The organism is Phycicoccus sp. DTK01, assembly GCF_017312765.1.
GTDB lineage: Bacteria > Actinomycetota > Actinomycetes > Actinomycetales > Dermatophilaceae > Phycicoccus > Phycicoccus jejuensis.
Genome location: NZ_BOPU01000001.1, coordinates 158,790 through 185,133, shown reverse-complemented (window position 1 = coordinate 185,133; position 26,344 = coordinate 158,790). Strand labels below are relative to the sequence as shown.

At 74.9% G+C, this 26,344-nt stretch carries 21 protein-coding genes, 1 pseudogene and 1 riboswitch; of the genes and pseudogenes, 3 read left to right on the top strand and 19 right to left on the bottom strand.

Going from position 1 to position 26,344, the window contains the following annotated elements; translation table 11 throughout:
• Positions 1–46: 46 nt before the first annotated feature.
• The 16 genes from J3473_RS00780 to mraZ all read right to left on the bottom strand — a co-directional run bounded on the left by J3473_RS00780 (position 47) and on the right by mraZ (position 17,771).
• The gene (locus J3473_RS00780) at positions 47–535 is read right to left on the bottom strand and encodes a cell division protein SepF (RefSeq protein WP_030528163.1); all 489 of its coding nucleotides are present in this window, start codon (positions 533–535) and stop codon (positions 47–49) included.
• Between the two features lie 56 nt (positions 536–591).
• Complete coding sequence (locus J3473_RS00775) at positions 592–1,293, bottom strand: YggS family pyridoxal phosphate-dependent enzyme (protein ID WP_207021513.1); 702 nt, start codon at positions 1,291–1,293, stop codon at positions 592–594.
• Positions 1,290–1,952, bottom strand: coding sequence for a polyphenol oxidase family protein (locus tag J3473_RS00770; protein ID WP_242525664.1), 663 nt, complete (start codon positions 1,950–1,952; stop codon positions 1,290–1,292). Before J3473_RS00770 ends, J3473_RS00775 begins: the two co-directional genes overlap by 4 nt.
• A 71-nt stretch (positions 1,953–2,023) precedes the next feature.
• Entirely contained in the window at positions 2,024–3,301 is a 1,278-nt protein-coding gene (gene ftsZ, locus J3473_RS00765; RefSeq protein ID WP_207021512.1) for a cell division protein FtsZ, read from the bottom strand.
• A 232-nt stretch (positions 3,302–3,533) separates the two neighbouring features.
• A complete protein-coding gene (locus J3473_RS00760) occupies positions 3,534–4,289 on the bottom strand; it encodes a cell division protein FtsQ/DivIB (RefSeq protein WP_207021511.1) in 756 nt (251 codons plus the stop codon).
• Positions 4,286–5,743 carry a UDP-N-acetylmuramate--L-alanine ligase gene (gene murC, locus J3473_RS00755; RefSeq protein ID WP_306790170.1) on the bottom strand — a complete coding sequence of 486 codons (1,458 nt, stop codon included), beginning with the start codon at positions 5,741–5,743 and terminating at the stop codon, positions 4,286–4,288. Before murC ends, J3473_RS00760 begins: the two co-directional genes overlap by 4 nt.
• Before the next feature lie 2 nt (positions 5,744–5,745).
• Complete coding sequence (gene murG / locus J3473_RS00750) at positions 5,746–6,837, bottom strand: undecaprenyldiphospho-muramoylpentapeptide beta-N-acetylglucosaminyltransferase (RefSeq protein ID WP_030528157.1); 1,092 nt, start codon at positions 6,835–6,837, stop codon at positions 5,746–5,748.
• Positions 6,834–8,096 carry a putative lipid II flippase FtsW gene (gene ftsW, locus J3473_RS00745; protein ID WP_207021510.1) on the bottom strand — a complete coding sequence of 421 codons (1,263 nt, stop codon included), beginning with the start codon at positions 8,094–8,096 and terminating at the stop codon, positions 6,834–6,836. Before ftsW ends, murG begins: the two co-directional genes overlap by 4 nt.
• A gap of 3 nt (positions 8,097–8,099) precedes the next feature.
• Complete coding sequence (murD, locus tag J3473_RS00740; protein WP_207021509.1) at positions 8,100–9,590, bottom strand: UDP-N-acetylmuramoyl-L-alanine--D-glutamate ligase; 1,491 nt, start codon at positions 9,588–9,590, stop codon at positions 8,100–8,102.
• On the bottom strand, positions 9,587–10,669 hold the full coding sequence (mraY, locus tag J3473_RS00735; protein WP_030528154.1) for a phospho-N-acetylmuramoyl-pentapeptide-transferase: 1,083 nt from the start codon (positions 10,667–10,669) through the stop codon (positions 9,587–9,589). The genes murD and mraY overlap by 4 nt, the downstream gene beginning before the upstream one ends.
• The gene (murF, locus tag J3473_RS00730) at positions 10,666–12,069 is read right to left on the bottom strand and encodes a UDP-N-acetylmuramoyl-tripeptide--D-alanyl-D-alanine ligase (RefSeq protein WP_207021508.1); all 1,404 of its coding nucleotides are present in this window, start codon (positions 12,067–12,069) and stop codon (positions 10,666–10,668) included. The genes mraY and murF overlap by 4 nt, the downstream gene beginning before the upstream one ends.
• Positions 12,066–13,607 carry a UDP-N-acetylmuramoyl-L-alanyl-D-glutamate--2,6-diaminopimelate ligase gene (locus tag J3473_RS00725; RefSeq protein ID WP_207021507.1) on the bottom strand — a complete coding sequence of 514 codons (1,542 nt, stop codon included), beginning with the start codon at positions 13,605–13,607 and terminating at the stop codon, positions 12,066–12,068. Before J3473_RS00725 ends, murF begins: the two co-directional genes overlap by 4 nt.
• Positions 13,608–13,617: 10 nt before the next feature.
• Entirely contained in the window at positions 13,618–15,423 is a 1,806-nt protein-coding gene (locus J3473_RS00720; protein WP_207021506.1) for a penicillin-binding protein 2, read from the bottom strand.
• Positions 15,424–15,694: 271 nt separating this feature from the next.
• Positions 15,695–16,171 (bottom strand): hypothetical protein, encoded by a 477-nt coding sequence (locus tag J3473_RS00715; RefSeq protein ID WP_207021505.1) that lies wholly within the window; start codon positions 16,169–16,171, stop codon positions 15,695–15,697.
• The gene (rsmH, locus tag J3473_RS00710; protein WP_207021504.1) at positions 16,168–17,148 is read right to left on the bottom strand and encodes a 16S rRNA (cytosine(1402)-N(4))-methyltransferase RsmH; all 981 of its coding nucleotides are present in this window, start codon (positions 17,146–17,148) and stop codon (positions 16,168–16,170) included. Before rsmH ends, J3473_RS00715 begins: the two co-directional genes overlap by 4 nt.
• Before the next feature lie 179 nt (positions 17,149–17,327).
• Positions 17,328–17,771, bottom strand: coding sequence for a division/cell wall cluster transcriptional repressor MraZ (mraZ, locus tag J3473_RS00705; protein WP_030528148.1), 444 nt, complete (start codon positions 17,769–17,771; stop codon positions 17,328–17,330).
• 430 nt (positions 17,772–18,201) lie between these two features.
• Here mraZ and J3473_RS00700 point away from each other — a divergent pair, with 430 nt between their 5' ends.
• From J3473_RS00700 to J3473_RS19790, 3 genes and pseudogenes are all read left to right on the top strand, one after another.
• Entirely contained in the window at positions 18,202–19,206 is a 1,005-nt protein-coding gene (locus tag J3473_RS00700) for a MoxR family ATPase (RefSeq protein ID WP_242525603.1), read from the top strand.
• Between the two features lie 3 nt (positions 19,207–19,209).
• Positions 19,210–20,472, top strand: a complete 1,263-nt coding sequence (locus J3473_RS00695) for a DUF58 domain-containing protein (protein ID WP_207021502.1) — start codon at positions 19,210–19,212, stop codon at positions 20,470–20,472.
• Positions 20,469–22,019: pseudogene (locus J3473_RS19790) on the top strand (transglutaminaseTgpA domain-containing protein); the annotation flags it as partial. The gene J3473_RS00695 and the pseudogene J3473_RS19790, both read left to right, overlap by 4 nt.
• Before the next feature lie 798 nt (positions 22,020–22,817).
• Here the strand turns inward: J3473_RS19790 and J3473_RS00685 are convergent.
• The 3 genes from J3473_RS00685 to J3473_RS00675 form a co-directional block, all read right to left on the bottom strand.
• Positions 22,818–24,344, bottom strand: a complete 1,527-nt coding sequence (locus tag J3473_RS00685; protein WP_242525599.1) for an RNA polymerase sigma factor — start codon at positions 24,342–24,344, stop codon at positions 22,818–22,820.
• 245 nt (positions 24,345–24,589) lie between these two features.
• On the bottom strand, positions 24,590–24,979 hold the full coding sequence (locus J3473_RS00680; protein ID WP_030528143.1) for a universal stress protein: 390 nt from the start codon (positions 24,977–24,979) through the stop codon (positions 24,590–24,592).
• Positions 24,980–25,008: 29 nt separating this feature from the next.
• Complete coding sequence (locus tag J3473_RS00675; protein WP_207021501.1) at positions 25,009–26,166, bottom strand: homoserine O-acetyltransferase; 1,158 nt, start codon at positions 26,164–26,166, stop codon at positions 25,009–25,011.
• A 16-nt stretch (positions 26,167–26,182) separates the two neighbouring features.
• A riboswitch (SAM riboswitch) is annotated at positions 26,183–26,294 on the bottom strand.
• Between the last annotated feature and the right edge of the window lie 50 nt (positions 26,295–26,344).

Here is a 26,344-nt window from a genome sequence, read left to right as displayed (position 1 = left end):
TCGAGTGTGACGGATGGACCTGGGCGGCCCGTGCGCGGGGCGCCGGTCAGCTCTGGTTGAAGACGGTGCGGCCGGCGACGGCCTGACCGTCCTCCGCGAGGACCTCGACGGTCTCGGGCGAGAGGAGGAAGACCTTGGAGGTCACGCGCTCGATCGAGCCGTGCAGGCCGAACACGAGCCCGGCGGCGAAGTCGACGAGGCGCTTGGCGTCGGCGTCACCCATGTCGGTGAGGTTCATGATGACGGGGACGCCGTCGCGGAAGCTCTCGCCGATCGTCTTGGCCTCGTTGTACGTGCGCGGGTGGATCGTCGTGATCCGCGAGACGCTGGCGGCCTCGTGCGTGCGCACGACCTCGGCCACGGGACGGCGGGTGGGGAGAGGGGTCACCTCGGCTCCTCGGTGCTCGACGCGGTCGTGGTGGCCCTGCTGGTCGGCGTCGAGGTCGTCGTAGGCCTCGTCGTACTCGTCGTCGTAGCGGCCCTGGTCCTCGGCGAGGCCCAGGTAGACCATCGTCTTGCGCAGCGCGCCAGCCATCCAGTGCTCCTCGGTCGTCGGTCCTGCGGGTCAGGGCCGTTGCGTCGGGACCGAAGTTACCGGTGGGACTGGCGAGAACCGAGGATTGCCGACCCGACACGCAGGTGTGTCGCGCCTTCCGCGACGGCGTCCTCGAGGTCGCCGCTCATCCCGGCCGACAGCCACGTGGCGTCGGGATGGTCCGCCCGCACCGCCTCCGCGAGGGCGCGCAGCCGGGCGAAGGCCGGCCGGGGCTCCTCGCCGAGCGGCGCGACCGCCATGAGGCCGCGCAGGCGCACGTGCTCGAGGCCGCCGACGACGTCGGCGAGGTCGCGGACGTCGTCCGGCGCCGCTCCCCCGCGCCCGCCGGCGGCGTCGAGCCCGACCTGGACGAGGACGTCGAGGACGCGGCCCTCGCGCTCGGCGGCGCGGTCCAGCGCCCGGGCGATCTTCGCGCGGTCGAGGGAGTGCACGACGTCGGCGTAGCGCGCGACCGACCCGGCCTTGTTCGACTGGAGCTGGCCGATGAAGTGGACGGTGAGCCGGTCCCGGTGGGCGAGCTCGGCGACCTTCGCCGAGGCCTCCTGGTCGCGGTTCTCGCCGATGTCGCGCACCCCGAGCCCGGCGAGCAGGTCGACGTCGGAGGCGGGGAAGAACTTCGTGACGGCGACGAGCGTCACGGGGTCGGTGCGTCCGGCCGCGGTGACGGCGGCGGCGACGCGCTCGCGCACGGCGGCGAGGCGTCGATCCAGCTCGGCCGCGCGCTCCGGCGTGCTCACCGCGACCTCGCGACGACACCGGCGAAGCGCCCCGTCGTGCCCTCGCCGCGGTAGGAGTAGAGGTCCTCACGCTCGCGCGTGCAGCCGGCCACCCACGTGACGGGCACGTCGAGGTCGGCGAGCTGCCCGACGACACCGGCGGCGACGTCGACGGCGGGGGTGCCGGTCCACGAGACGGTGGCGCTGAGCGGGGCGACGCGCGCGACGTCCGCGCGCATCGCGGCCGGGACCTCGTAGCACCGGCCGCAGACCGACGGCCCGACGACCGCGTCGACCGAGCGCGCCCCGAGGTCGCGCATCGCCGCGACGGCGCGGCCGACCACGCCGGCGACCAGCCCGGGACGGCCGGCGTGCACGGCTGCCACGACACCCTCCGGGCTCGCGAGGAGGACGGGGACGCAGTCGGCGACGAGCACCGCGAGGGCGAGGTCCGGCGCGGTCGTGACGAGCGCGTCGCACCGCGGCGCGACCTCCGGCACGGCGTCGACGACCGCGACCTCGGCCCCGTGGCACTGGTCCATCCAGACGAACGGGCGGCCGACCGCCTCCCCGAGGCGGCGCCGGTTCTCGCGGACGTCGGCCTCGTCGTCCGCGACGTGCAGCCCGAGGTTGAGCCCGGCCCACGGCCCACGGCTCACCCCGCCCGGGCGGCCGGTCAGGGCACGCCACGCCGCGGGGGCGGAGTCCTCCCACAGGAGCACCCCGCCCCCGGTGGGCGTCGACGTCGTCACTACTTGAGGAAGTCCGGGACGTCGAGGTCGTCGTTCTCGTCGAACGTCACGGTGCGCGGCGGCTGCTGGCGGACCGGCTCGGCCGGGGTCGACTCGCGCTCGGTGCGGACCGGCGCGTCGTCCTGCTCGGGGCGCGGGGCCGCGGCCGGCGCGGGCGCCTGCGGCTGCTGCACCGGGGCCGCCTGCTGCACCGGGGCGGGCTGGTGGACCGGGGGCTGCTGCACCGGCGGCTGCACGGGCGGGGCGGCCGGTGCCGCGGCGGGCGCGGCCGGCGCCGCCGGGCGGCCCTGGATGGTGCCGAGCGCCCGGTCGTCGGCCCGGCGGACCGGGGCGCCGCCGTCGAAGCCCGCGGCGATGACGGTGACGCGCACCTCGTCGCCGAGCGCGTCGTCGATGACGGCACCGAAGATGATGTTCGCCTCGGGGTGCGCGGCCTCCTGGACCAGGCGCGCGGCCTCGTTGATCTCGAAGAGGCCGAGGTCGCTGCCGCCCTGGATCGACAGGAGCACGCCGTGCGCGCCGTCGATGCTCGCCTCGAGCAGCGGGCTGGAGATCGCGAGCTCGGCGGCCTGGACCGCGCGGTCCTCGCCACGCGCCGAGCCGATGCCCATGAGCGCGGACCCGGCGCCCTGCATGACCGACTTGACGTCGGCGAAGTCGAGGTTGATCAGGCCCGGCGTCGTGATGAGGTCGGTGATGCCCTGGACACCCGAGAGGAGCACCTGGTCGGCGCTGCGGAACGCGTCGAGCATCGACACGCCGCGGTCGCTGATCGAGAGCAGCCGGTCGTTCGGGATGACGATGAGGGTGTCGACCTCCTCGCGCAGCGCGGCGATGCCGTTCTCGGCCTGGTTGGCGCGACGGCGACCCTCGAAGGTGAAGGGGCGGGTGACGACACCGATCGTCAGGGCGCCCAGGCCCTTGGCGATGCGGGCGACGACGGGGGCACCACCGGTGCCGGTGCCACCGCCCTCGCCGGCGGTGACGAAGACCATGTCGGCCCCCTTGAGGACCTCCTCGATCTCCTCGGCGTGGTCCTCGGCCGCCTTCTTGCCGACCTCGGGGTCGGCGCCGGCGCCGAGGCCGCGGGTCAGCTCGCGGCCGACGTCGAGCTTGACGTCGGCGTCGGACATGAGGAGCGCCTGCGCATCGGTGTTGACGGCGATGAACTCGACACCCTTGAGGCCGACCTCGATCATCCGGTTGATGGCATTGACACCGCCTCCGCCGATGCCGACGACCTTGATGACGGCGAGGTAGTTCTGGGGTGCTGCCACGGGATTCGGCCTTCCACTTCAGGTCACAGGCGTGTATGCGACTCGGGTAACCCTCGACCTCAGGTACAGGGTTACAGTTCGGTCACGGTTGTCGATGGGGTGACGCTACGTCGCGGCGCGGTGGTCCTGCACCCTCCGGCTGGGCGTGTCGCGACATCGCGTCGGGCAAATCCTGTCACGGCTCTCAGGCCGCGCCTCACCCGCCCCACCGGTCACTCCGGCCCCGTCGGCCTCAGCGCGTGACGGGGGTGTCCGGCGCGCTGACGTCGACCGTCTTCGCCTTCGTCGTCAGCAGGGCCCGCAGCACCCGGATCTTCAGCGCGGACTCGTCCTCGCCGCCCCACACGACGGTCTTGCCGCGCAGCGTGAAGGTCACGAGGTCGGCGCTGCTCACGGTGACCGACCGCACGTCGTCGGAGAGGTCGGAGGGCAGGTCGCGCAGCAGCGCCAGGGCCGCCTGCAGCGCCTCGGGGGTCATCGCCCGGGACCCGGTGGCGGTGACGACCGGCACGCCCGTCGGCGCCTTGTCGACGCTGCCGAACGAGACCCCGGTGGCGTCCACGACCTCCAGTCGACCTTGAGGGTTCTTGACGACGATCGCGGGCACCCGCGGGACCACGTCGACGACGAGGGTCCGCGGCCAGGAGCGGCGCACCGACACCTCGGCGACGGTGACGCGCGTGCGGACGTCGGTCTCGACGGCGGCGGTGTCGACGCGCACGAGAGGCGTGCCGGTGGGCACGTCGACGAGCTCGCGGACGGCGGCGGCCTCGGCCCCCGAGACCCCGACGACCTCGACGTCGTGGACCCCGAGGGCGCCGGTCCAGCCGACCAGCCACCCCGTGCCCGCGACGAGCGCCAGCACGACGAGGGCCGCGAGCCCGCGCAGCCACGGTCGGCGGCGGCGGGCGAGCGCGCGCTCCCGGAAGCGGGAGGCCGACGACTCCAGGCCACGGGCCCCGGGGCGCCGGGTCGCCGTGTGGCTCATGCCCGCTCCCCCGCTCGTGCGCGCAGCGCCTCGAGGAGCGGCGCGCCGAGACGGGTCACGTCGCCGGCGCCGACGGTCAGCACGAGGTCCCCGGGGGCGGCCGCCGCCGCGAGGAGCTCGACCGCCCGGTCGGCGTCGACCCCGACGTCGACGCGTCGACGCCCGGGCAGCTCGACGAGGGGGTCGCCGACGAGGGCCGAGGTGACGCCGGGCAGCGGCGCCTCCCGGGCGCCGTAGACGTCGAGGAGCACGACGTGGTCGGCCGGCGCGAGGGCCTGCGCGAAGGCGTCGGCGAAGTCGCGGGTGCGGCTGTAGAGGTGGGGCTGGAAGACGACGAGGACCCGGCCGCGACCGGCCCGCGCCACGACCCCCGCCGCGGTCGAGACCACCGCGGCCACCTTGGCCGGGTTGTGCGCGTAGTCGTCGACGACGGTCACGCCGTCGACCTCGCCGCGCACCTCGAACCGCCGGCGCGCGCCGGTGAAGCCCCCGAGCCCCTCGACCACGGCGTCGAGGTCGGCGCCGAGCCCGTCGACGGCGGCGCCCAGCGCGCCCACGGCGTCGAGGACGTTGTGCAGGCCGGGGACCCGGAGGGCGAGGCTGACCTCGCGCCCGTCGTGCCGGACGCGCGCGGTGGTGCCCAGCCCGGCGGGCTCGACGGCGAGGACCCGGACGCCCGCGTCGGCGTGCTCGCCGTAGGTGAGGACGCGGTGGCCGCCGGCCCGGTGGTGCTGCGCGAGGGCGAGCGCGCCGGGGTCGTCGTGGCACGCGACGAGCAGCCCGCCCGGGCGGACCGTCCCCGCGAAGACGTCGTAGGCCTCGGTGACGGCCTCGGGCGTGCCGTAGTAGTCGAGGTGGTCCGGCTGCACGCTCGTGACGACGGCGACCTCGGGCCGGTAGACGACGAAGCTGCCGTCGCTCTCGTCGGCCTCGACGACGAACGCCTCGCCCGAGCCGAGGGCCGCGTTCGTGCCGAGCTGGGCGATCTCGCCGCCGCTGGCGAACGAGGGGTCGGCGCCGGCGTGGACGAGCGCGGCGGTGAGCATCGAGGTCGTCGTCGTCTTGCCGTTGGCCCCGGCGACGGCGACGACGCGGGTGCCGGCCGAGACGGCGGCAAGGGCCTGCGAGCGGTGCAGGACCCGCAGACCGCGCTGCCGGGCGGACGCGAGCTCGGGGTTGTCCTCGCGGATCGCCGACGAGACGACGACGGTGTCGACGCCGTCGACGTGCGCCGGGTCGTGACCGACCCAGACCGTCGCGCCGGCGGCCCGCAGCGCCTCGAGCACCGGGGAGTCGGCCGCGTCGGAGCCGCTGACCGCCACGCCGCGCTGGAGCAGCAGCCGGGCGACGGCGGACATCCCCGCGCCGCCGATCGCGACGAGGTGGACCGCGCCCAGCTCGTCCCACGCGGGGACGGCGGCGGCGAGGTCGAAGCGCTCGTTGGTGACGGGCACGCTCAGCGCCTCCCGGCGGCGCGGACGACGAGGTCGGCGAGCAGCTCGTCGCCGCCGCGCTCCCCCACCGACGCGGCGGCCGTGGCCATCGCGGCCACCCGCCCGGTGTCGGTGACGAGCGGGACGACGGTCGAGCCGACCCACGCCGGGTCGACCGCGGCGTCGTCGACGAGCAGGCCGCCGCCGGCCTCGACGACGTGCGCGGCGTTGAGCCTTTGCTCGCCGTTGCCGACCGGCAGCGGGACGTAGACGGCGGGCAGGCCGACCGCGGTCAGCTCGCAGACCGTGTTGGCGCCGGCGCGGGCGACGACGAGGTCGGCCGCGGCGTAGGCGAGGTCCATCCGGTCGCAGTAGGGCAGGACGACGTAGGGGGCGCCGGGAACCGGCCCGGGGTCGAACTCCTTGCCGGCGCCGGTGACGTGCAGCACCTGCACCCCGGCGGCCGAGAGCTCGTGCACCGCGCCCGCGAAAGCGGCGTTGAGGCGAGCGGCCCCGAGGGAGCCGCCGGTGACGAGCAGCGTGGGGGCGTCGGTGAGCCCGAAGCGTTCTCGCGCCTCCGCCCGGTGCGCGGCGCGGTCGAGGGTCGCGATCTCGTGGCGGAGCGGCATCCCGGTGACGGTCGCACCGGGCAGCGACGTGCCGGGGAAGGTGACGCCGACCTCGGCGGCGACGCGCGCGCCGAGCCGGTTGGCCAGCCCCGGGCGGGCGTTCTGCTCGTGGACGACGACGGGCACCTTGCGGCGGCGCGCGGCGAGGTAGGCCGGCGACGCGACGAACCCGCCGAAGCCGACGACCACCTCGGCGCCGGTCGACTCGATGGCCTCCTCGGCCGCCGCCACGGCCCGGCGCAGGTTGCCCGGCAGCCGCAGCAGGGCGGCACCCGGCCTGCGGGGGAACGGGACCCGCGGCACCTCAAGCATCGGGTACCCGCGCTCGGGCACGAGCCGGGCCTCGAGCCCCTGGGCGGTGCCGAGCGCGGTGACCCGGACGTCGGGGTCGCGTCGGCGCAGGCAGTCGGCGAGGGCGAGCAGCGGCGAGACGTGCCCGGCCGTGCCCCCGCCCGCGAGGAGGACCGAGCCCGGGACGCCGCTCACGATCGGCCCCGTCGCCCGCGGACCGCGCCGGAGACGACCGCGAGCGAGCGGCGCACCGACGACGGGCGGGCCGAGAGCGCCTCGCGGCACCCCGGCTCGTGGCGGGCGAAGGACAGGAGGATGCCGAGAGCACCCATCGTCGTGATGAGCGAGGAGCCACCGGAGGAGACCAGCGGCAGCGGCACGCCGATGACCGGCAGCAGGCCGATGACCGCTCCGATGTTGACCATGGCCTGGACGATGATCCACGTCATGATCCCGGCCGTGACGACGCGGACGAAGAAGTCCTCGGAGCGGCTGACGAGGCGGTAGCACGCGAAGGCGAAGCCGGCGAACAGGAGCAGGACCGCGAGGGTGCCCGGCAGCCCGAGCTCCTCGCCGATGATCGCGAAGATGAAGTCGTTGTGGGCCTCCGACAGCAGGCCCCACTTCTCGCGGCTCTGGCCGAGGCCGAGGCCCAGCCAGCCGCCGTCGGCGAGGGCGTAGCGCCCGTGGATGGACTGCCGCGCGACGCCCCACTCGTCGGTGTCGCGGCCGAGCCACACGTCGAAGCGACCGAGGCGGTTGGGGCTCGTGAGGACGAACGCGACGACGGCCCCGAGGAACGGGATGCCCGCGATGACGAACCAGCGCACCGGGATCCCGGCGGCGAAGAGCACACCGGCGACGACAGCCCCGAGGATGAGGACGGTGCCGAGGTCGTGGCCGAGCGCGACCGTGCCGACCCCGAGCGCGGCGAGCGGGACGAGGTACGGGACGAGGACATGACCGAGGTCGCGCAGGTGACGGCGCTTCTTCGCGAGGACGGCACCCCCCGCCAGGGCGAGCCCGACCTTGATGGCCTCGGAGGGCTGGATGCTGATCGGCCCGATGAACACCCAGTTGCGGTTGCCCTGGAAGCCGCCGCGGCCGAGCGGCGTGAAGACGAGCAGCTGGAGGGCGACGGCGGCGAGCAGTGCGGGGACGGCCAGGCGGCGCCAGGTCCGCGTGGACACGCGTGACGCGACCGCGAGGGCGACCACGCCGATCGTCGCGTAGACCGCCTGGGTCGCGAAGATCGCGTAGGCCGAGCCGTCGGTGTCGAGCGCGGTGATGGCGCTCGCCGACAGGACCATGATGAGCCCGAAGACGACGAGGGCCCCGGTGAGGAAGAGCAGCACGTAGTACGTCGTGACGGGCGAGTCGAAGCGGTCGACCCACGCCTGCACGCGCGAGGTGCCGCGCGCGGTCTGCCGGGCCGGTGCGGTGGCGGACGACACGGGCTACCCCTCGCCGGTGAGCCGCCGCACCGCCGCAGTGAAGGCGTCGCCGCGCGCACCGTAGTTCGCGAACATGTCCATCGACGCCGCGGCCGGTGCGAGCAGGACGACGTCGCCCGGGCGGGCGAGGTCGAGGGCGTGCTCCACCACGGTGTCCATGGCCCCAGTGTCCGTTTGCGCCACGTCGACGACGGGGACATCCGGGGCGTGTCGGGCGAGCGCCTCGGAAATGGCCGAACGGTCACGCCCGAGGAGGACGACGCCACGCAGCCGGTCGGCGACCGCGGCGACGAGGCCGTCGACGTCGGCGCCCTTGAGCAGCCCGCCCGCGACCCAGACGACGTGCTCGAACGCGGCCAGGCTGGCCTGCGCCGCATGGGGGTTCGTGGCCTTGGAGTCGTCGACCCAGCGCACGCCGCGCACGACCCCGAGGTCGGCGATGCGGTGCGGCTCGGGCACGAAGTCGCGCATCCCCTGGCGCACGGCCGACGGCGGCACGCCGTGGGCGCGGGCCAGCGCCGCGGCGGCGAGGGCGTTGGCCACGAGGTGCGGCGCCGGCATCGGCGCGTCGGGACCGCCGCGCAGGTCCTCGAGCGTCCCGAGCTCGGCGGCCGAGGTGCGGCGCTCGGCGACGAAGGCACGGTCGGCGAGCACGTCCTCGACGAGCCCCAGCTCGGACAGGCCCGGCGTCCCGAGCCGGAAGCCGACGGCCCGGCAGCCCTCCTGGACGTCGGCGTCCTCGACGAGGCGCCGCGTGGCCTCGTCGTCGACGTTGTAGACGCACGCGACCTCGGTGTTGGCGTAGACCTTGCCCTTGGCGGCGGCGTACTCCTCGAGCGAGCCGTGCCAGTCGACGTGGTCGGGCGCGATGTTGAGGCAGACCGACGCCTCGGGCGCGAGGGAGTGCGACCAGTGCAGCTGGAAGCTCGAGAGCTCGACGGCGATGGCGTCGTAGGGCTGCGGGTCCATGACGGCCTCGAGGATGGGCGTGCCGACGTTGCCCGCGCTGCACGCCCGCAGCCCGGCGGCGCGCAGCATCGCGGTGAGCATCTGCACCGTCGTCGTCTTGCCGTTGGTGCCGGTGACGGTGAGCCACGGCGCCGCGCCCTCGCGCGGCCGCATCCGCCAGGCGAGCTCGACCTCGCCCCAGACCGGGACTCCGGCCGCGGCCGCGGCGGCGAGCAGCGGCTGGTCGGGGCGCCAGCCCGGGGAGGTGACGACGAGGTCGAGGGGCTCCTCGGGCAGCGCCGACACGGTCTCGCTCCCCCAGCGCAGCCGGGCGCCGAGGATGTCGAGGATGCGCGCGCGCTCCGACATCGCCGAGCCGTCGGCGGGCTCCTGGCCGTCGACGACGAGGACCTGCGCGCCGCGCTCGAGGAGCGCGTCGGCGGCGGCGAACCCGGACACCCCGAGACCGGCGACGAGCACGCGCAGCCCGGCCCAGTCGGCCTCGCGGTGGGTCAGCGCGTCGGTGCGGGCGGACCCGGTGCTCATCCGGCCCCCACGACCCACTCGGCGTAGAACAGCCCGAGGCCGAGCGCGACGAAGAGGCCCGCCACGATCCAGAACCGGATGACGATGGTGACCTCCTGCCACCCGAGCAGCTCGAAGTGGTGCTGCAGCGGTGCCATCTTGAACACCCGCTTCCCCGTCGTCTTGAACGAGGCGACCTGGATGATGACCGAGAGGGTGATCGTGACGAAGAGGCCGCCGAGGACGACGACGAGCAGCTCGGTGCGGGTGAGGATGGCCAGGCCGGCGAGCCCGCCGCCCAGCGCGAGCGAGCCGGTGTCGCCCATGAAGATCTTGGCCGGCGAGGCGTTCCACCAGAGGAAGCCGAAGCAGGCGCCCATGCCGCACGCGGCGACGATCGCGAGGTCGTGCGGGTCGCGGACCTCGTAGCACTTGGTGCCGGGGTTCCACTGGCAGTTCTGGTTGAACTGCCAGATGCCGATGAGCACGTACGAGGCGAAGACCATGACCGACGCCCCCGTCGCGAGGCCGTCGAGCCCGTCGGTGAGGTTCACGCCGTTGGACGTCCCCGCGACGATGACGTTGGCCCAGATGACGAAGAGGATGACGCCGACGACCGTCCCCGCGAAGGCGAGGTTGACCGGGGTGTCGCGGACGAACGAGATCGCCGTCGACGCGGGCGTGCGGAAGGAGCTGTTGGGGAACTGCAGCGCGAGCACGGCGAAGACGACGGCGACGAGCGTCTGCCCGGCGAGCTTCTGCCCGGAGCGCAGGCCGAGGCTGCGCTGCTTGCTGATCTTGATGTAGTCGTCGAGGAACCCGACCAGGCCCATCCCGGCCATGAGGAAGAGCACGAGCAGGCCGCTGACCGAGGGCACCTGGCCGGTCACGAGGTGCGCGACGGCGTACGCGGCGAGCGAGGACAGAACGATGACGGCGCCGCCCATCGTCGGCGTGCCGCGCTTGGTGTGGTGCGAGGTGGGCCCGTCGTCACGGATGAACTGGCCGTACCCCTTCTTCACGAGGTAGCGGATGAAGGTGGGGGTCCCGAACAGGGCCAGCACGAGGGAGACCACGGCGGCGATGAGGACGGCCTTCACGGGTGCTGCTCCTGGGGGGTCGCGAGCGAGTCTCCGAGCAACCGTAGCCCGGCGTCGCGGCTCGACTTGAACAGGGCCACGTCGCCCGCGCGCAGCTCCGCGCGCAGCAGCGACTCGGCCTCGGCGGCGTCGGCGACGGTCCGGACGCGGGTGCGCCCGCCGGCCGCGGAAGCGCCCTCGGCGAGCGGCGCCGCGGCCTCCCCGACGACGAGCAGCTCGTCCACGTCGTGCGCGACGGCGTCGGCGCCGACCTCCGCGTGGAGGGCGTCGGACTCGGGGCCGAGCTCGAGCATCGTGCCGAGCACGGCCCAGGTGCGCCGGCCCTCCCCCATCCGGCGCAGCGCCTCGAGGGCGGCGTGCATCGAGTCCGGGTTGGCGTTGTACGCGTCGTTGACGAGGGTCACGCCGTCCGCCCGCTCGGTGACCTCCATCCGCCACCGGCTGACCGGCGTGGCCGCGCCGAGGGCGGCGACGACGTCGGGCAGGGCGAGGCCGAGCTCGAGCGCGACGGCGAGGACCGACAGGGCGTTGCCGACGTGGTGGCGCCCGACGAGGCCGAGCGTCACGTCGGCCGCGCCTGCGGGCGTGTGCACGGTGAAGGACGCGCGGCCCCCGGCGTCGAGGACGACGTCGGTGGCCCGGACGTCGGCGTCGTCGGCCTCGCCGACGAGGACGACGCGGGCGTCGGTGACCGACGCCATCGCGCGGACAGCTGGGTCGTCGGCGTTGAGGACGGCGACGCCGTCGGCCGGCACGGCCGCGGGCAGCTCGGACTTGGCCCGGGCGATGGCCTCGCGGGAGCCGAACTCGCCGACGTGCGCGGTGCCGACGTTGAGGACGACGCCGATGCGCGGCGGGGCCATCCGGGCGAGGTAGGCGATGTGGCCGACGCCGCGCGCACCCATCTCGACGACGAGGAACCGGGTGTCGGGGGCGACACGGCAGACGGTCAGCGGCACGCCGACCTCGGAGTTGTACGAGCCGACGGGCGCGACGGTCGGCCCGGCGGTCGCGAGGACGGTGCCGAGCAGGTCCTTGGTGCTCGTCTTGCCGGAGCTGCCGGTGATGCCGACGACGGCGAGGTGCGGCGAGCGCTCGACGACCGCCCGGGCGAGGGCGGCGAACGCCTCCTGGGTGTCGTCGACGACGACGCACGGCAGGTCCTCGAGCGGGCGCGTGGTCAGCGCGGCGACGCAGCCGGCCGCGATGGCGGCGGCGGCGAAGTCGTGGCCGTCGGCGTGCTCGCCGACGCGGGCGACGTAGAGGCCGCCGGGGGCGGCCTCGCGCGAGTCGGTGACGACCGGGCCGTCGACGAGCAGCGGGACCGCGTCGGCCTCCGTGACACCGGCGAGCCGGCCGGAGGTCAGCGCGACGACCTCGGCGAGGGGGATCGGGATCACGGCGCCACCACCGCGGCGGCCAGGCGCAGCGCCTCGCGCAGCTCGTCCCGGTCGTCGAAGGGGTGGACCACTCCCCCGACGTCCTGACCGGTCTCGTGGCCCTTCCCGACGACGGCCACCGTCGCGGCCGAGCCCTCGGCGGCGACCGCGGCCACGGCCTCGCGGACCGCGCGACGGCGGTCGCCCACCTCGACGACCCGCACCTCGCGGCCCTGCGCCCGCACCGACTCGACGCCCTCGAGCACGGCCGCGCGGATGACGGCAGGGTCCTCGGAGCGCGGGTTGTCGTCGGTGACGACGACGAGGTCGGCGGCCTGCGCGGCGGCGGCGCCCATCGCGTGGCGCTTGTCGCGGTCGCGGTCGCCGCCGGCGCCGGTGACGCACACGAGCGTGCCGGGGGTCGTCGGCCGCAGCGCGCGCAGGGCGGCGGTGATCGCGTCGGGGGTGTGCGCGTAGTCGACGACGGCGCGCGGCAGGTCGACGGCGCCGTCGAGGGCGACCCGCTCCATCCGGCCCGGCACGTGCGGGTCGGTGAGGACGGCCTCGGCGACGCGCTCGGGGGCCTCGCCGGCGAGGACGAGCGCCGCCGCGGCCATCGCCGTGTTCGTCACGTTGAAGTCGCCCGGCAGCGCCGAGCGCAGGGCCAGGTCGACGCCGTCCGGACCGGTGAGCCGGAACGCGGCCGGGTCGGTGGGGTCGGGGTGCACGCTCCAGTCGGCTCCGGCCCCACCGGCGAGGGACGCGACGGGCACCGACGCCTCCTCGAGCAGCCGTGCGCCCCAGGCGTCGTCGACGCAGACCAGCCCGCGGCGGGCGCGCTCGGGGGTGAAGAGCGAGGCCTTGGCCGCGAAGTAGTCGTCCATGTCGTGGTGGAAGTCGAGGTGGTCCTGGCTGAGGTTGGTGAAGAGCGCGACGTCGTAGACGACCCCGTCGACCCGGTGGAGGGCGAGGGCGTGGCTGCTCACCTCCATGACGCAGGTGTCGAGGCCGCGCTCGGCCATCACCGCGAGGAGGGCGTGCAGGTCGGGGGCCTCGGGGGTGGTGCGGACGCTGCCGACGCGCTCGTCGCCGATGCGGGTCTCGACCGTGCCGATGAGCCCGACCTCGTGGCCGAGGGCGGTCAGCGCCGAGTGCAGAAGGTAGGCGGTCGTCGTCTTGCCGTTGGTGCCGGTGATGCCGATCATCCGGACCGGCAGCTCCTCGGTGCCGTGGACGCGCGCGGCGACGGCGCCGAGGACGGCGCGCGGCTCCTCGACGACGACGGCCGGCAGGTCGACGCCCGCGGCGGCGAGCCGGTCGCGGCCGGCGGCGTCGGTGAGCACCGCGACCGCCCCGGCCGCGGCGACCTCGGCACCGAAGTCGGCGCCGTGGGCGCGGGCGCCCGGCAGGGCGGCGTACAGGTCCCCCGGGCGCACCGCGCGCGAGTCGAGGGTGACCCCCGTGACGGCGGGGTCGGAGGCGGGCGCCGGCGCACCGACGAGGGTCGCGAGCTCGTGGAGCGGGGTACGGCGCGGCGAGGACGGCCGGGGGGAGAGCATCCGGACGACCTTACCGCCTCGGCTGCTTCGTGCCGTCACGCAGCACGTCGGGGTCCGCGAGCGCCTCCTTGGGGTCCACCTCGAGGGTCAGGTGCTGCGCCTTCTTCCCCGTCGGCGGGATCTTCAGCTCCTGGAGGGCGTAGGTCATCACGTCCTTGAAGACCGGCCCCGCGACGTAGCCGCCGAAGAAGGGGTAGGTCGGCTTCTGGACGATGACGGCGACGACGACCTGGGGGTCGTCGGCCGGGGCGTAGCCGATGAAGCTCGCGGTCTTGCCGCTGTACTTGCCCACCTTGTCGTCGTAGAACTCGGCGGTGCCGGTCTTGCCCGCGATGCGGTAGCCGGGGATCGTCGCCTCCTCGGCGGTGCCGTCGGGGCTGACGACGCCCTCGAGCATCTTGCTGACGTCGCCCGCCGTCTGCTCCGAGACCACCCGGCTGCTCGCGGACTTCGGCATCTCCGTCACGGTGCCGTCGGCCTCGCGGACGCTGTCGACGAGGCGCGGCGCGACGCGCACGCCGCCGTTGGCGATCGTCTGGAACACCGAGGCCGCCTGGATGGCCGTGACCGAGATGCCCTGGCCGAACGCGACCGTGGCCCGCTGGGAGCCGCTCCACGTCGAGGACTTCGGCAGCAGGCCGGCCGACTCGCCGGGGTACCCGACGCCGGAGCGGGAGCCGAGGCCGAACTTGTGGAAGTAGCGCTCGAGCGTCGAGGACTTGAGGGTCTCGGAGACGAGGATCGTGCCGATGTTGCTCGACTCCGCGAGGGTGCCGGCGACCGTCCGGTACTGCGTCGGGTGCTCGTGCGAGTCCTTGAAGGACCGGTCGTAGCGCGGCAGCCGGTTGGGGATGACGACCGGGGTCGACGGCGTGACCGTCTTCTCCTCGAGGGCCGCGGCCATCGTCATGATCTTGGCGGTCGAGCCGGGCTCGAAGACGTCCGAGAACGCCTTGTTGTCGAGCTGAGCACCCTTCTTGCCCACGTCGGTGTCGGGGTCGAAGGTCGGGTAGGAGGCCACGCTCAGGAGGTCGCCGCTGCGCGCGTCCATGATGACGACGGTGCCGGCCTTGGCCTTGGTCTCCTTGATCCGCTGGGCGAGCGCGTTCTGCGCGTACCACTGGAGCGAGGAGTTGACCGTCAGGGTCACGTCGCGGCCGTCGACGGCGGGGGTCGTGCTCGACGCCGCGGCCGGGATGGCGGTGCCGTCGCGCCCCTGCTCGTAGGTCGTCTTGCCGGGGGTGCCCTCGAGGTCCTTGTCGACCATGAGCTCGACCCCGCCGCCGGGGGTGCCGTCGTCGGTGACGTAGCCGACGAGCGCGGCGGTCGTCGTGCCCTGCGGGTAGGTGCGCTCGGAGCGGGTCTCGCGGCGGTCGCGCAGGACGCCCGGGATGCCCAGCTTGGCGATCTTGTTCCACGTCAGCGGGGTGACGTCGCGGCTGAGGACGCGGTAGCGGCTCGTGCCGGTCAGCTGGGTCACGAGCTCGCTGACCGGGGTGCCGAGGAGCGGCGCCAGCTGCTCGGCCGCGCGCTGCACCGCGTCCGCGGAGGTCGCCGGGTCGCAGGTGTTCTTCTTCGTGCCGTAGGTGCAGACGACGGTCTGGTCGACGGTGACGACCTCGCGGACGACGCTCGAGGCGAGGACGGTGCCGTCGGCGGCGAGGATCTGCCCGCGCATCGCGGGGATGATCTGGGCCGTCACGCGCTTGCTCTCGGCCTCCGCGGCGACCGCGCTGGCGTCGAGGCCCTGGATGCGCACGAGCTGGGCGCCGAACACCGACAGGACGAAGATCGTCGCGACGGTGAGGGCGCGCATCCGGCGGCGGGTGCTGGGCCCCGGGTCCTCGCGGCGCTGGCGGGCCGGCGGACGGCCCCCTCCCCCGCCGCCGACGCCCGACGGGCGGGGGCGCGGACGCGACGCCTGGCGCGGAGCGGGCCGCGCGCCCTGGCGCGCAGCGGGTCGCGCGCCCTGGCGCGGCGCCGGGCGCGAGCCCTGCCGGGCGGCCGGGCGGGCGGGGGCGCGACGGGTCCGGGGGCCGGGCGGCGGCGTCGTGGGCGGGGTCACGGGCGGCGGGTCCTCGCGGTCGTCAGCGGCTGGTGGGCGTGGAGGAGGCCGTCGGGCGGGCGCCCGAGGACGACTCGGTGACCACGCTAAACGTCTCGTCCTTGCTCGCCTTCTTCGCCACGCCGACGACCTTGCCGTCGCTCAGGCGCAGGAAGGCCGGCGTCTCGGCGGGGACCATCCCGAGCGAGCGCGCCTCGCGGGCGAGGGGGCCGGGGCCCGACACCGCGTCCAGCGCGTGGCGCAGGTCGTCCTGGGTGTCGGCGAGCGCGTCGGAGCGGTGCTGCAGGTCGCGCATGGTGAACGAGCCCTTGGCCATCGCCGTGTTGAGCAGGAGCACGCCGACGAACCCCGCCACGACAAGCCCGATGCACAGGGCGAGGAAGGCGCCGCTGCCCGCGCTGACCGGCGGGGCGACGACGCGCAGCCGCCGCGGGGCCGGAGCGGTCGCCCGGCGGGGTGCCGGGCGGACCTGGGTGCGGGCCGTGGCGAGCTGGCTCATGCGGGGGCTCCGTTCGGGGAGAGACGTTCTGCGGCCCGGAGGCGGACCGAGGCGGATCGGGGGTTGGACTGCAGCTCGGCGTCCGAGGGGGTCTCGGCACCGCGCGTCAGCAGGCGGAGGTAGGCGGCGTGCTCGGGCAGCTCGACGGGCATCCCGGCGGGGGTGCGGCTGCGAGCGCCCTCGGCGAAGGCCTGCTTCGTGATGCGGTCCTCGAGGGAGTGGTAGGACTCGACGACGATCCGGCCACCGGGTGCCAGGGCGTCGATGCCGGCGCGGACCGCCCGCTCCCAGACCTCGAGCTCGGCGTTGACCTCGATGCGCAGCGCCTGGAAGGTGCGCTTGGCCGGGTGGCCGCCGGTGCGCTGCGACGCCGCCGGCACCGCCGTCCGCAGGACCTCGACGAGGCGGGCGGAGGTGGTGAACGGCTCCTTCTCGCGCTCCCGGAGGATCGCGGAGGCGATGCGGCCGGCGAAGCGCTCCTCGCCGTAGGTCTTGAGGATGCGCGCGAGGTCGCCGTGCGCGTAGGTGTTGAGGACGTCGGCGGCGGTCATCCCCCGCGTCTGGTCCATCCGCATGTCGAGCGGGGCGTCGTGCCGGTAGGCGAAGCCGCGGTCGGCCTCGTCGAGCTGGAACGAGGACACCCCGAGGTCGAAGAGGATCCCGTCGGCGCGGCCGTCGGCGTGCTCGGCGAGGACGTCGGCGAGCTCGTCGTAGACCGCGTGCACCGCGACGAAGCGCTCCCCGAACGGCGCGAGCCGCTCGGTGGCGAGGGCGATGGCCTCGGGGTCGCGGTCGAGACCGACGACGCGCGCCTGCGGGCAGCGGGTGAGGATCGCCTCGGTGTGCCCGCCCATCCCGAGCGTCGCGTCGACGCAGACCGCACCGGGGTGCCGCAGCGCGGGCTCGAGGAGGTCGACGCAGCGCTCGAGGAGCACGGGGACGTGGCGGGCGCCGGCGTCGCCTCGGCTGCTGGTCATCTCACTCCTTCGCGGGTGTCGTGGCGGGTCGTGGTGCGGGGCGACCCGGCGGCTGGTCCCCATCCGATCCGCGCCCGGCGCGGGGGAAGACGCGTCGGGTGTCGGGTCGGCTGGAGGCCGGCGGTCGGGTCGTGGTGCGGGCGGGTGCTGCGGTCGGGGTCGGTCGGGGGTCGTGGTCTCTACAGGCCCGGGACGACCTCCTCGGTGCCGGCGGAGTAGTCGGAGTAGGCCGGCATGACGGCCTCGAGGTAGGCCTCCCAGCGGCCGGTGTCCCAGACCTCGAGGCGGGAGCCGTTCCCGATGACGGTGCAGTCCTTGTCGAGCCCGGCGTAGGTGCGCAGGGCGGCCGGGACGGTGACGCGCCCCTGCTTGTCCGGGGTGTCCGGGTGGGCGCTGGCGCGGAAGACGCGGATGAAGTCGCGCACGCCCTTGGCCGAGCCGGAGACCGACTGCATCTCCTGCGAGATGCGGTGGAACTCGCTCGTCGGGAAGACGTAGAGGCAGCCCTCCTGGCCACGGGTCACGACGAGGCCGTCGGCGAGGGCGCCACGGAAGCGGGCCGGGAGGAAGAGCCGGCCCTTCTCGTCGAGCTTGGGCGTGTGCGTGCCGAGGAACTCGTCCACGTCCCGCACCTCCTCGACCCGACGGCGGCTCCCTCTACCTCCGTGTTCCTCCACTTTACTCCACAAGTTGCCCCTCTGAGGGGCTTTTCGGGCCGTCCGAACGGCTCAATCCCAGGAACTCGCAGGTCAGCACCGGTGGAGCGAAGTGGGGAACTTTATCGTGCATGCCCCACGCCGCGGTGCCCGACCGCCGCGCCGCGGGGCCCGGGCCGCTCCGGCGACGCGCGGGATCCCCGCGGTGGGGCGTGGTGGGGCCGGGGGTGGGGCGTGGTGGGGAACCGGGTGGAGGGTGGTGGAGGCCGTGACGGCGGGGCATCCCGCGTGCGCGAACCCATGGCCCCCGACCGCGGCCTGTTGCACGATGAGGGCACCACCGGCGGCCCTCGGTCGTTGGACGCACTCAGCAGGAGCCGACGAGAGGACCACCGGCGTGAGCGACGTCGAGCACGACCCCCAGCCGAGCCCGGACGCGAGCGCGCGCGGCGCCTCCCTCGACCAGGTGCTCCAGGTGTCCAGCCGCCTGGCCACCGCGATGAGCTCGGTCATCGAGGGCAAGCAGGCCGTCGTGCGCACCGCGGTCACGGTGCTGCTCGCCGAGGGGCACCTCCTCGTCGAGGACGTCCCCGGGGTCGGCAAGACCCTGCTGGCCAAGACCCTCGCCCGGTGCATCGACGCCCCCGTGCGCCGGGTGCAGTTCACCCCGGACCTGCTGCCGAGCGACATCACCGGCGTCTCGGTCTACAACCAGGACGTGCGCGACTTCGAGTTCCGCCCCGGCGCCATCTTCGCCAACGTCGTCGTCGGCGACGAGATCAACCGCGCCTCCCCGAAGACCCAGTCGGCGCTCCTGGAGTCGATGGAGGAGGGCCAGGTCACCGTCGACGGCACGACCTACACGCTGCCGCGGCCCTTCATCGTCATGGCGACCCAGAACCCCATCGAGATGGAGGGCACCTACCCCCTGCCCGAGGCGCAGCGCGACCGGTTCATGGCGCGCATCTCGATGGGCTACCCGTCACCCCGCTCGGAGCTGGAGATGCTGGACCTGCACGGCGCCGGCTCCCCTCTGGACGCGCTGCGGCCGGTCACCGACGCCGCGACCGTGCAGCAGATGGTCGAGGCGGTGCGGCGGGTGCACGCCTCCCCCGCCGTCAAGCAGTACATCGTCGACCTCGTCGGCGCCACGCGCTCCTCGTCGGCGCTGCGCCTCGGCGCCTCCCCGCGGGCCACGCTGCACCTGCTGCGCGCCTCGCGCGCCCACGCCGCCCTCGCCGGGCGCGACCACGTCCTGCCCGACGACGTCCAGCAGGTCACCGTGCCGGTCCTGGCGCACCGGCTCATCCCCACCGGCGAGACGCAGATGGCGCGCCGCACCACGGCCGACGTCCTGACGGACCTGCTCCAGCGGGTGCGCGTCCCGGCCCCCACCCGCTGACCCGTGGACCTCCTGCGCCGCACCCTGACCACCCGAGGAGCCTCCTTCCTCGGGTGCGGGACCGTGCTCGTCGCGGCGGGCGTGCTCCTCGGCCAGCACGACGTCACCCGCATCGGCGTCCTGCTCCTCGCGCTGACGGCCGGCTCGCTCGTGCTCGTGCGCCGGCACGGCCTGCGCCTGGAGGTCACCCGGTCGGTCGAGCCGGGCCGCGTCGCCATCGACCAGCGCTCGGTCGTCACGCTGCGGGTCCGCAACCTCGAGCCCTCGCCGACGCCGGTGCTCATGGCGGAGGAGGGCATCGACTACGCGCTCGGCGACCGGCCCCGCTTCGTCATCGCGTCGATGCGCGGTGGCACGACGCAGGAGGTGCAGTACAGCGTCCGCTCGCACACCCGCGGGGTCCACCACCTCGGTCCGCTGCGTGTCCGCGTCCGCGACCCCTTCGGCCTCACGCTGCGCACCGCCGCCGTCAGCGGGCACGCCGAGGTCGTCGTCCTCCCCCGCGTGCTGCCGTTGACGGCCGGGCGCTCGCTCGGCCGCGGCATCGGCAGCGAGGGCTCGATCCCCCACATGGTCGCGCTGCACGGCGAGGACGACCAGACCATCCGCGAGTACCGCGACGGCGACGACCTGCGGCGCATCCACTGGCCGGCCACGGCGCGCACGGGCGAGCTCATGGTCCGCCAGGAGGACCGCCCGGCCAAGCGGCGCGCGGTCGTCCTCGTCGACTCGCGCACGGCGGGGCACGGCGGCTCGGGCCGTTCGGGGTCGCTCGAGTGGGCGGTGACGCTCGCGGCGTCCGTCCTCGTCCACCTCGTCGACGGCGCCCACGCCGTCCACCTCCTGACCGCCGACCCGGGCGACGACACCGGGGTGCGCCACGACGACACGGTCGACGGCGGGCTCGACGCCCTCGCCCGGGTGGGCCTGGGCACCGACGACGGCACCCGCGCGGTGCTGCACGCGGCGAGCGGCCTGACCGGCCAGGGCGGGCTCGTCGTCTACGTCGGAGGACCCCTCTCCGACGACGACGCGCACACCCTCGCCGCGCTGCGCCAGCCCGGGTCCACCGGCGTGGCCCTCGTCGTCGACCCGACCCGCTTCGGCCGCACCGCCGGCGGGGAACGGCCCACCGAGGGCGGCGCGGCGGCGACGGTCGCCACGCTCCAGGGCTCCGGCTGGCTCGCGTCCGCCGCCGACGCCGGCACCGGGCCGGCCGAGGCGTGGTCCGGGGCCGTCTCCACCACCCTGGCGGGGGCCCGATGACCCGCGCCAAGCCGCTCGAGACCCTCCTCGTCGCCCTCACCGCGCTCGCGGTCACCCTCCCGCTCACCGACCTCTTCGCGCCCACCGGCGACTGGTTGCGGCCCAGCCTCGTGCTCGTGCTCCTCGTCGCGCTGACCGGCGCGGCCCTGCGCGCCCTCACCGTCGCCCGGCCGCTCGTCGTCGCCGGGCAGGTCCTCGTGCTCACCGAGGCCGTCGCGCTCCTGCACGGCCAGGGGCACCTGTGGGGAGGGCTCGTCCCCACCCCCGAGACCGGCCGGGCCCTCGGGGTCCTCCTCGACCAGGCGTACGGCACGGTCACCGCCTACTCCGCCCCGGCGCCGTCAGACCGCGGCGTCGTGCTCGCGGTGAGCCTGCTCGTCGGCCTCGCCGCGCTCGTCACCGACGCGATCGCGGTCACGTACCGCAACCCGGCGCTCGCCGGCATCCCGCTGCTCGCCGCCTTCCTCGCGGCCGCGACGAACACCTATGCCGGTCTCGCCGCCTGGTACCTGCTGCCCCCGGCCGTCCTCTGGCTGGCCCTCGTCGGGCGGCAGGGCGTGCGGACGCTGCGGGCGTGGGGCGGGCTGGCGGCCGAGGGCCACCGCGACGCCGACCCGGGGACCTCCTTCGCCACGACCGGACGCGTCGTCGGGGCGCTGGCCCTCGCCGCCGCCGTCGTCGTGCCGGCCCTCGTCCCGCACCTGCCGACGACGTTCATCGCGGACGGCCTGGCCCGCGGGGACGGGGGTGGCAACGGCGGCGCCGTCCGGCTCTCGACGAGCATCGACATCGCCCGCGACCTCGCCGACCGCTCCACCGACCCCGTCATCACCTACCGGACCTCGGCCGACGAGCCGGAGCCGCTGCGCGTCGGCCTGCTCGACACCTACCGTCGGGGACGCTGGGTCGACACCGACGACCCGGCCTACGTCCCGCCGGACGGCCAGCTGCCGGGGGCGGGGGCCGCTCCGGACGTCAAGCGGACGACCGAGCGCATCGAGGTGCTCTCCTCGTCGGTCGCGCCGCCGCAGGTCGCCCTGCCGGCCAACCCGGTCGGGGCCCCGTTCGCCCCCGGGACGTGGCAGGTCACCTCGGGCGGCGTCGTGGAGCTGACCCAGCCGGTCGGCGAGTACACCGTCGAGTACACGAAGCTGGCGCCCGAGCCGGAGCAGTTCGGCACGACGGTCGAGGGGGCCGCCCCGAACCCCGAGGACCTCGTCGTCGACCAGCGGGCGCAGTCCGCCGTGCGCGAGGTGCTCGACCGCGTGACCGGCGACGGCGACACCCCGCTCGAGGTCGCGACGAGCATCCAGGACTACCTGCGCGGCCCGGACTTCACCTACTCCGAGGACCTCGTCGAGGACACCGCCCAGGGGGCCGCGGCCGAGGAGCCGCTCGTGCGCTTCCTGCAGACCAAGCGCGGCTACTGCGTGCAGTTCTCCAGCGCAATGATCATGATGGCGCGCGAGAGCGGCATCCCGGCGCGGATGGCCGTCGGCTTCCTCCCCGGCACACCCGACGGCAGCGAGCGGGTCGTGCGCGTCAACGACGCGCACGCGTGGCCCGAGCTGTGGTTCCCCGAGCTCGGGTGGGTGCGCTTCGAGCCGACGCCCGGTGTGCGCAGCGGCCTGCCCCCGACGTGGACCCGCGACCGGACCGACGCGACGAGCACGGCCGCCCCGTCGGCCTCGGCCGGCGCGTCCTCCACGCCGTCCGCCTCGGCGGGCCCCTCGCGCGACGTCACGGCCGAGGACCCGCAGGACACGGGCTCGACGACCTCCGCCACCGGGCCGCTCGACCTCGTGAGCCGCCACCTGACGAGCCTGCTCGTCGTCCTCGGGGTGCTCCTGGCCGCGGCGCTGCTGCCGGCCGGCGCGTGGTGGGCGCGCCGTCGGGCCCGCGCCCGGGCCCGCGACGACGCCGAGCGGGTCGAGGCCGAGTGGCAGTCGCTGCTCCTGCGGCTCGGTGACGTGGGCCTCGTGCCGACCGACGGCGCGACCCCGCGCCAGGCCTCGCAGCAGCTGGGGCGCGCCGCCTACCTCACCCCGGAGGAGGACGCCGCCCTCGACCGGGTCGTCGACGCGCTCGAGCGGGCCCGTTACGCACGGCCCGGCGCTCCCCTGCCCGACGTCACCGAGGACGCGCGCACGGTGTGGCGCGCGGCCCTCGGCCGCCGCCGGCGCGGTGACCGGCTGCGGGCGCTGCTGCTCCCGGCCGAGGGGCGCCGCCAGTGGGCGAACGCCCTGCGCCTGCCGGGGCGCCGTCGCGACGACGACGCCGTCACGCCCGACCGCGAGCCCGCCTCCCGGGTGGGAGGCGGCCCCGTCGTCGTGGTGCGGCGGACCTCAGTCGAGGTAGTCGCGCAGCGCCTGGCTGCGGCTCGGGTGGCGCAGCTTGCTCATCGTCTTGGACTCGATCTGGCGGATCCGCTCGCGCGTCACGCCGTAGACCTTGCCGATCTCGTCGAGGGTCTTCGGCTGGCCGTCGGTCAGGCCGAAGCGCATCGAGACGACACCGGCCTCGCGCTCCGAGAGGGTGTCGAGGACGCTGTGCAGCTGCTCCTGGAGGAGCGTGAAGCTCACGGCGTCGGCCGGGACGACCGCCTCGGAGTCCTCGATGAGGTCACCGAACTCGCTGTCGCCGTCCTCGCCGAGCGGGGTGTGCAGCGAGATCGGCTCGCGGCCGTACTTCTGGACCTCGACGACCTTCTCGGGCGTCATGTCGAGCTCCTTGGCCAGCTCCTCCGGGGTGGGCTCGCGCCCGAGGTCCTGGAGCATCTGGCGCTGCACGCGGGCGAGCTTGTTGATGACCTCGACCATGTGCACCGGGATGCGGATGGTGCGCGCCTGGTCGGCCATCGCGCGGGTGATCGCCTGGCGGATCCACCACGTCGCGTAGGTCGAGAACTTGTAGCCCTTGGTGTAGTCGAACTTCTCGACCGCCCGGATGAGGCCGAGGTTGCCCTCCTGGATGAGGTCGAGGAAGAGCATGCCGCGGCCGGTGTAGCGCTTGGCCAGGCTGACGACGAGGCGGAGGTTGGCCTCGAGGAGGTGGTTCTTGGCCTTCTTGCCGTCCTGGGCGATCCACCACAGCTCGCGCTTGAGCTTCATGTCGATCTTGGCGCCGGAGTTCAGCTGCTCCTCGGCGAACAGGCCGGCCTCGATGCGCTTGGCGAGCTCGACCTCCTGCTCGGCGTTGAGGAGGGCGACCTTGCCGATCTGCTTGAGGTAGTCCTTGACCGGGTCGGCGGTCGCGCCGGCGGTGACGACCTGCTGCGCCGGGGCGTCGTCGTCGTCGTTGGTCATGACGAAGCCGGCGTCCTCGGTCTCGCCCTCGGGCTTGGCGGCCGTGGCCTCGCCGGTCTCGTCGGCGGCCTCGTCCTCGGTGGCCAGCTCGTCCTCGAGGTCGACGGGCGCGTCCTGCGCGGGGGCCTCGGTGGCGGCGGCCTTCTTGGCCGTCGTCTTCTTCGCCGGGGCGGCCTTCTTCGCGGGCGACGCGGCGGCCGAGGCGGCCTTCTTCGTCGTCGACGCGGCCGCGGTCTTCTTGGCCGCGCCGTCGGTGGCGGCGGCCTTCTTGGCGGCCGGCTTCGCGGCGGCCTTCTTCGTCGTCGCCGTCGAGGTCTTCTTCGCGGTGCGGGTCGCGGCCGCGGCGACACCGGCGGTGTCGTCGTGGCGGACCTCGATGCCCTGGTCACCGAGGGCGCGCAGGACGACGCGGCCACGAGCCGGCGTGACGTCGGCGGCGCGCATCGCCTCGGCGACCTGCGTCCCGCTCACCGACCCGTTGGTCCGCCCCGCACGCACGAGGTTCTGGAGCGCCTCGTGGGCGAACTCGGGGGGGAGGGTGCTCGGTTCGGAGGGCTTCGAGGACACAGGCGACACCGACTACCTTTCGTCGCGGGTAACCGCTGGACCGGGACACGAAGGAGCCGGTGCTGCGGTGGTGAGGGTCCGGGGAGTGGCGCTCCGGCTGATCGGTTCGACCCCATCCGGCCCGGTGCGCTCTACCATTATAACTTTGCTCGACCGCTTCGCCCACATCCACCCGGTCGGACGCCGGCACGACGCACTGCCACAGCGCCCGTCGGGGCGCTGCGGCACAGCGGAACCGGGCCGGATCAGCCCTTGACGGCGAGCACCGCGCACGGCGCGTCGAGCAGGATGCGCTGCGCGTTGGAGCCGAGGATCAGCTTGCCGACGGGCGTGCGGCGCCGCAGGCCGATGACGATGAGGTCGGCGCCGGTCTCGTTCGCGACCGCGATGAGGTCCTCGGCGGGCTCGTTGCCCCGCACGAGCTGACGCACCTCCATCTCGGCGCCGGCGGCCTTGATCTCGTCGGTGGCCCGGCGCAGCTCCTCCTCGGCGGAGCGCGCGGTCTCGTCGTCGAGGCCTCCCCGGTGGGAGTTGATGACGACGAGTCGGCTCCCCCGCCCCTTCGCCTCCTCGACCGCGCGAGCCAGAGCGGCCCGCCCCTCCTTCGTCGGGACGAAGCCAACGACGATCGTCACGATGTCCTCCTCGGCGCTGCTGCGGTCAGTCAGTCGACCGTACCGCAGGGCGCGTCGGGTTCAGCCGCAAGCACGGCGCGGATGAGCGCCCCGACCTGCGCGACCTCCGTGAGGAAGCCGTCGTGACCCTGGTCGGACTCGATCGTGCTCGACCGGGTGCCCGGCCGGGCCCGCACGATGTCCTCCGACAGGCGCACCGGGTAGAGGCGGTCGGTGCTGACGCCGGCGACGTGGAGCAGGCCCGGGAACGCGCGCAGGGCGGCCGCGACGCCACCGCGCCCGCGACCGACGTCGTGGCTGTTCATCGCCTCCGACAGCACGAGGTAGCTGTTGGCGTCGAACCGGCGCGCCAGCTTGGTCGCGTGGTGGTCGAGGTAGCTCTCGACGTCGTAGCGCCCGCCGCCGCCCAGCGGGTCCTCCCCGGCCCGCGGCCGACGGCCGAACCGCGCGTCGAGCTCGCTCTCGTGCCGGTAGGTCGTGTGCGCGATGCGCCGGGCGATACCGAGCCCGGTGACCGGCGCGCGTCCGGTGTCGTAGTAGTCGCCGTCCTGGTAGTCCGGGTCGTGGCGGATGGCGAGCAGCTGCGGCTGGCACCACGCCACCTGGTCGGCGGTGGCCGCGGCGGTCGAGGCGAGGACCAGGGCACGCCGTACCCGGGCGGGGAACGAGGTCGCCCACTCCAGGGCCCGCATCCCGCCCATCGAGCCGCCGAGCACGAGGGCCCAGGCGTCGATGCCGAGGTGGTCGGCCAGGGCCGCCTCCGCCGCGACCTGGTCACGGATCGTGAGGAACGGGAAGCGGCCGCCCCACGCTCGCCCGTCCGGTGCCGTCGAGGAGGGGCCGGTGCTCCCCTGGCAGCCGCCGACGACGTTGGCCGCCACGACGAACCAGCGGTCGGTGTCGAGCGGCGCCCCGGGACCGACGAGCCCCGGCCACCAGCCCTCGGTGGGGTGCCCCGGCCCGGACGGACCGACGACGTGGCTGTCGCCCGTCAGCGCGTGCTCGACGAGGACGGCGTTGTCACCCTCCGGCGACAGGGTCCCCCACGTCTCGTAGGCGAGGGTCACCCCGGGCAGGACGCCCCCTCGCTCGAGCGGCAGGTCGCCGACCGCCGCGAAGCGACGGTCGCCGACGGGGTCGCCGGGACGCCAGACGGCGCCCGTCGACCGGGTCGGGGTGGCAGTCATCGATGGGACTCCTCGGCACTCGCGCTTGCCGCGGGGGCTGTGCCGCGGCCGGGTCATCACCCGGGGCACCCCACCGCGAGGAGGGTTGCCGCCCAGCAAACCGGGGTTTGGCACTGGGACTCATGACCTGCCCCGATGGTACCGGGAGGCGCCGACGGGTACCGGTGTTCGTCCGACA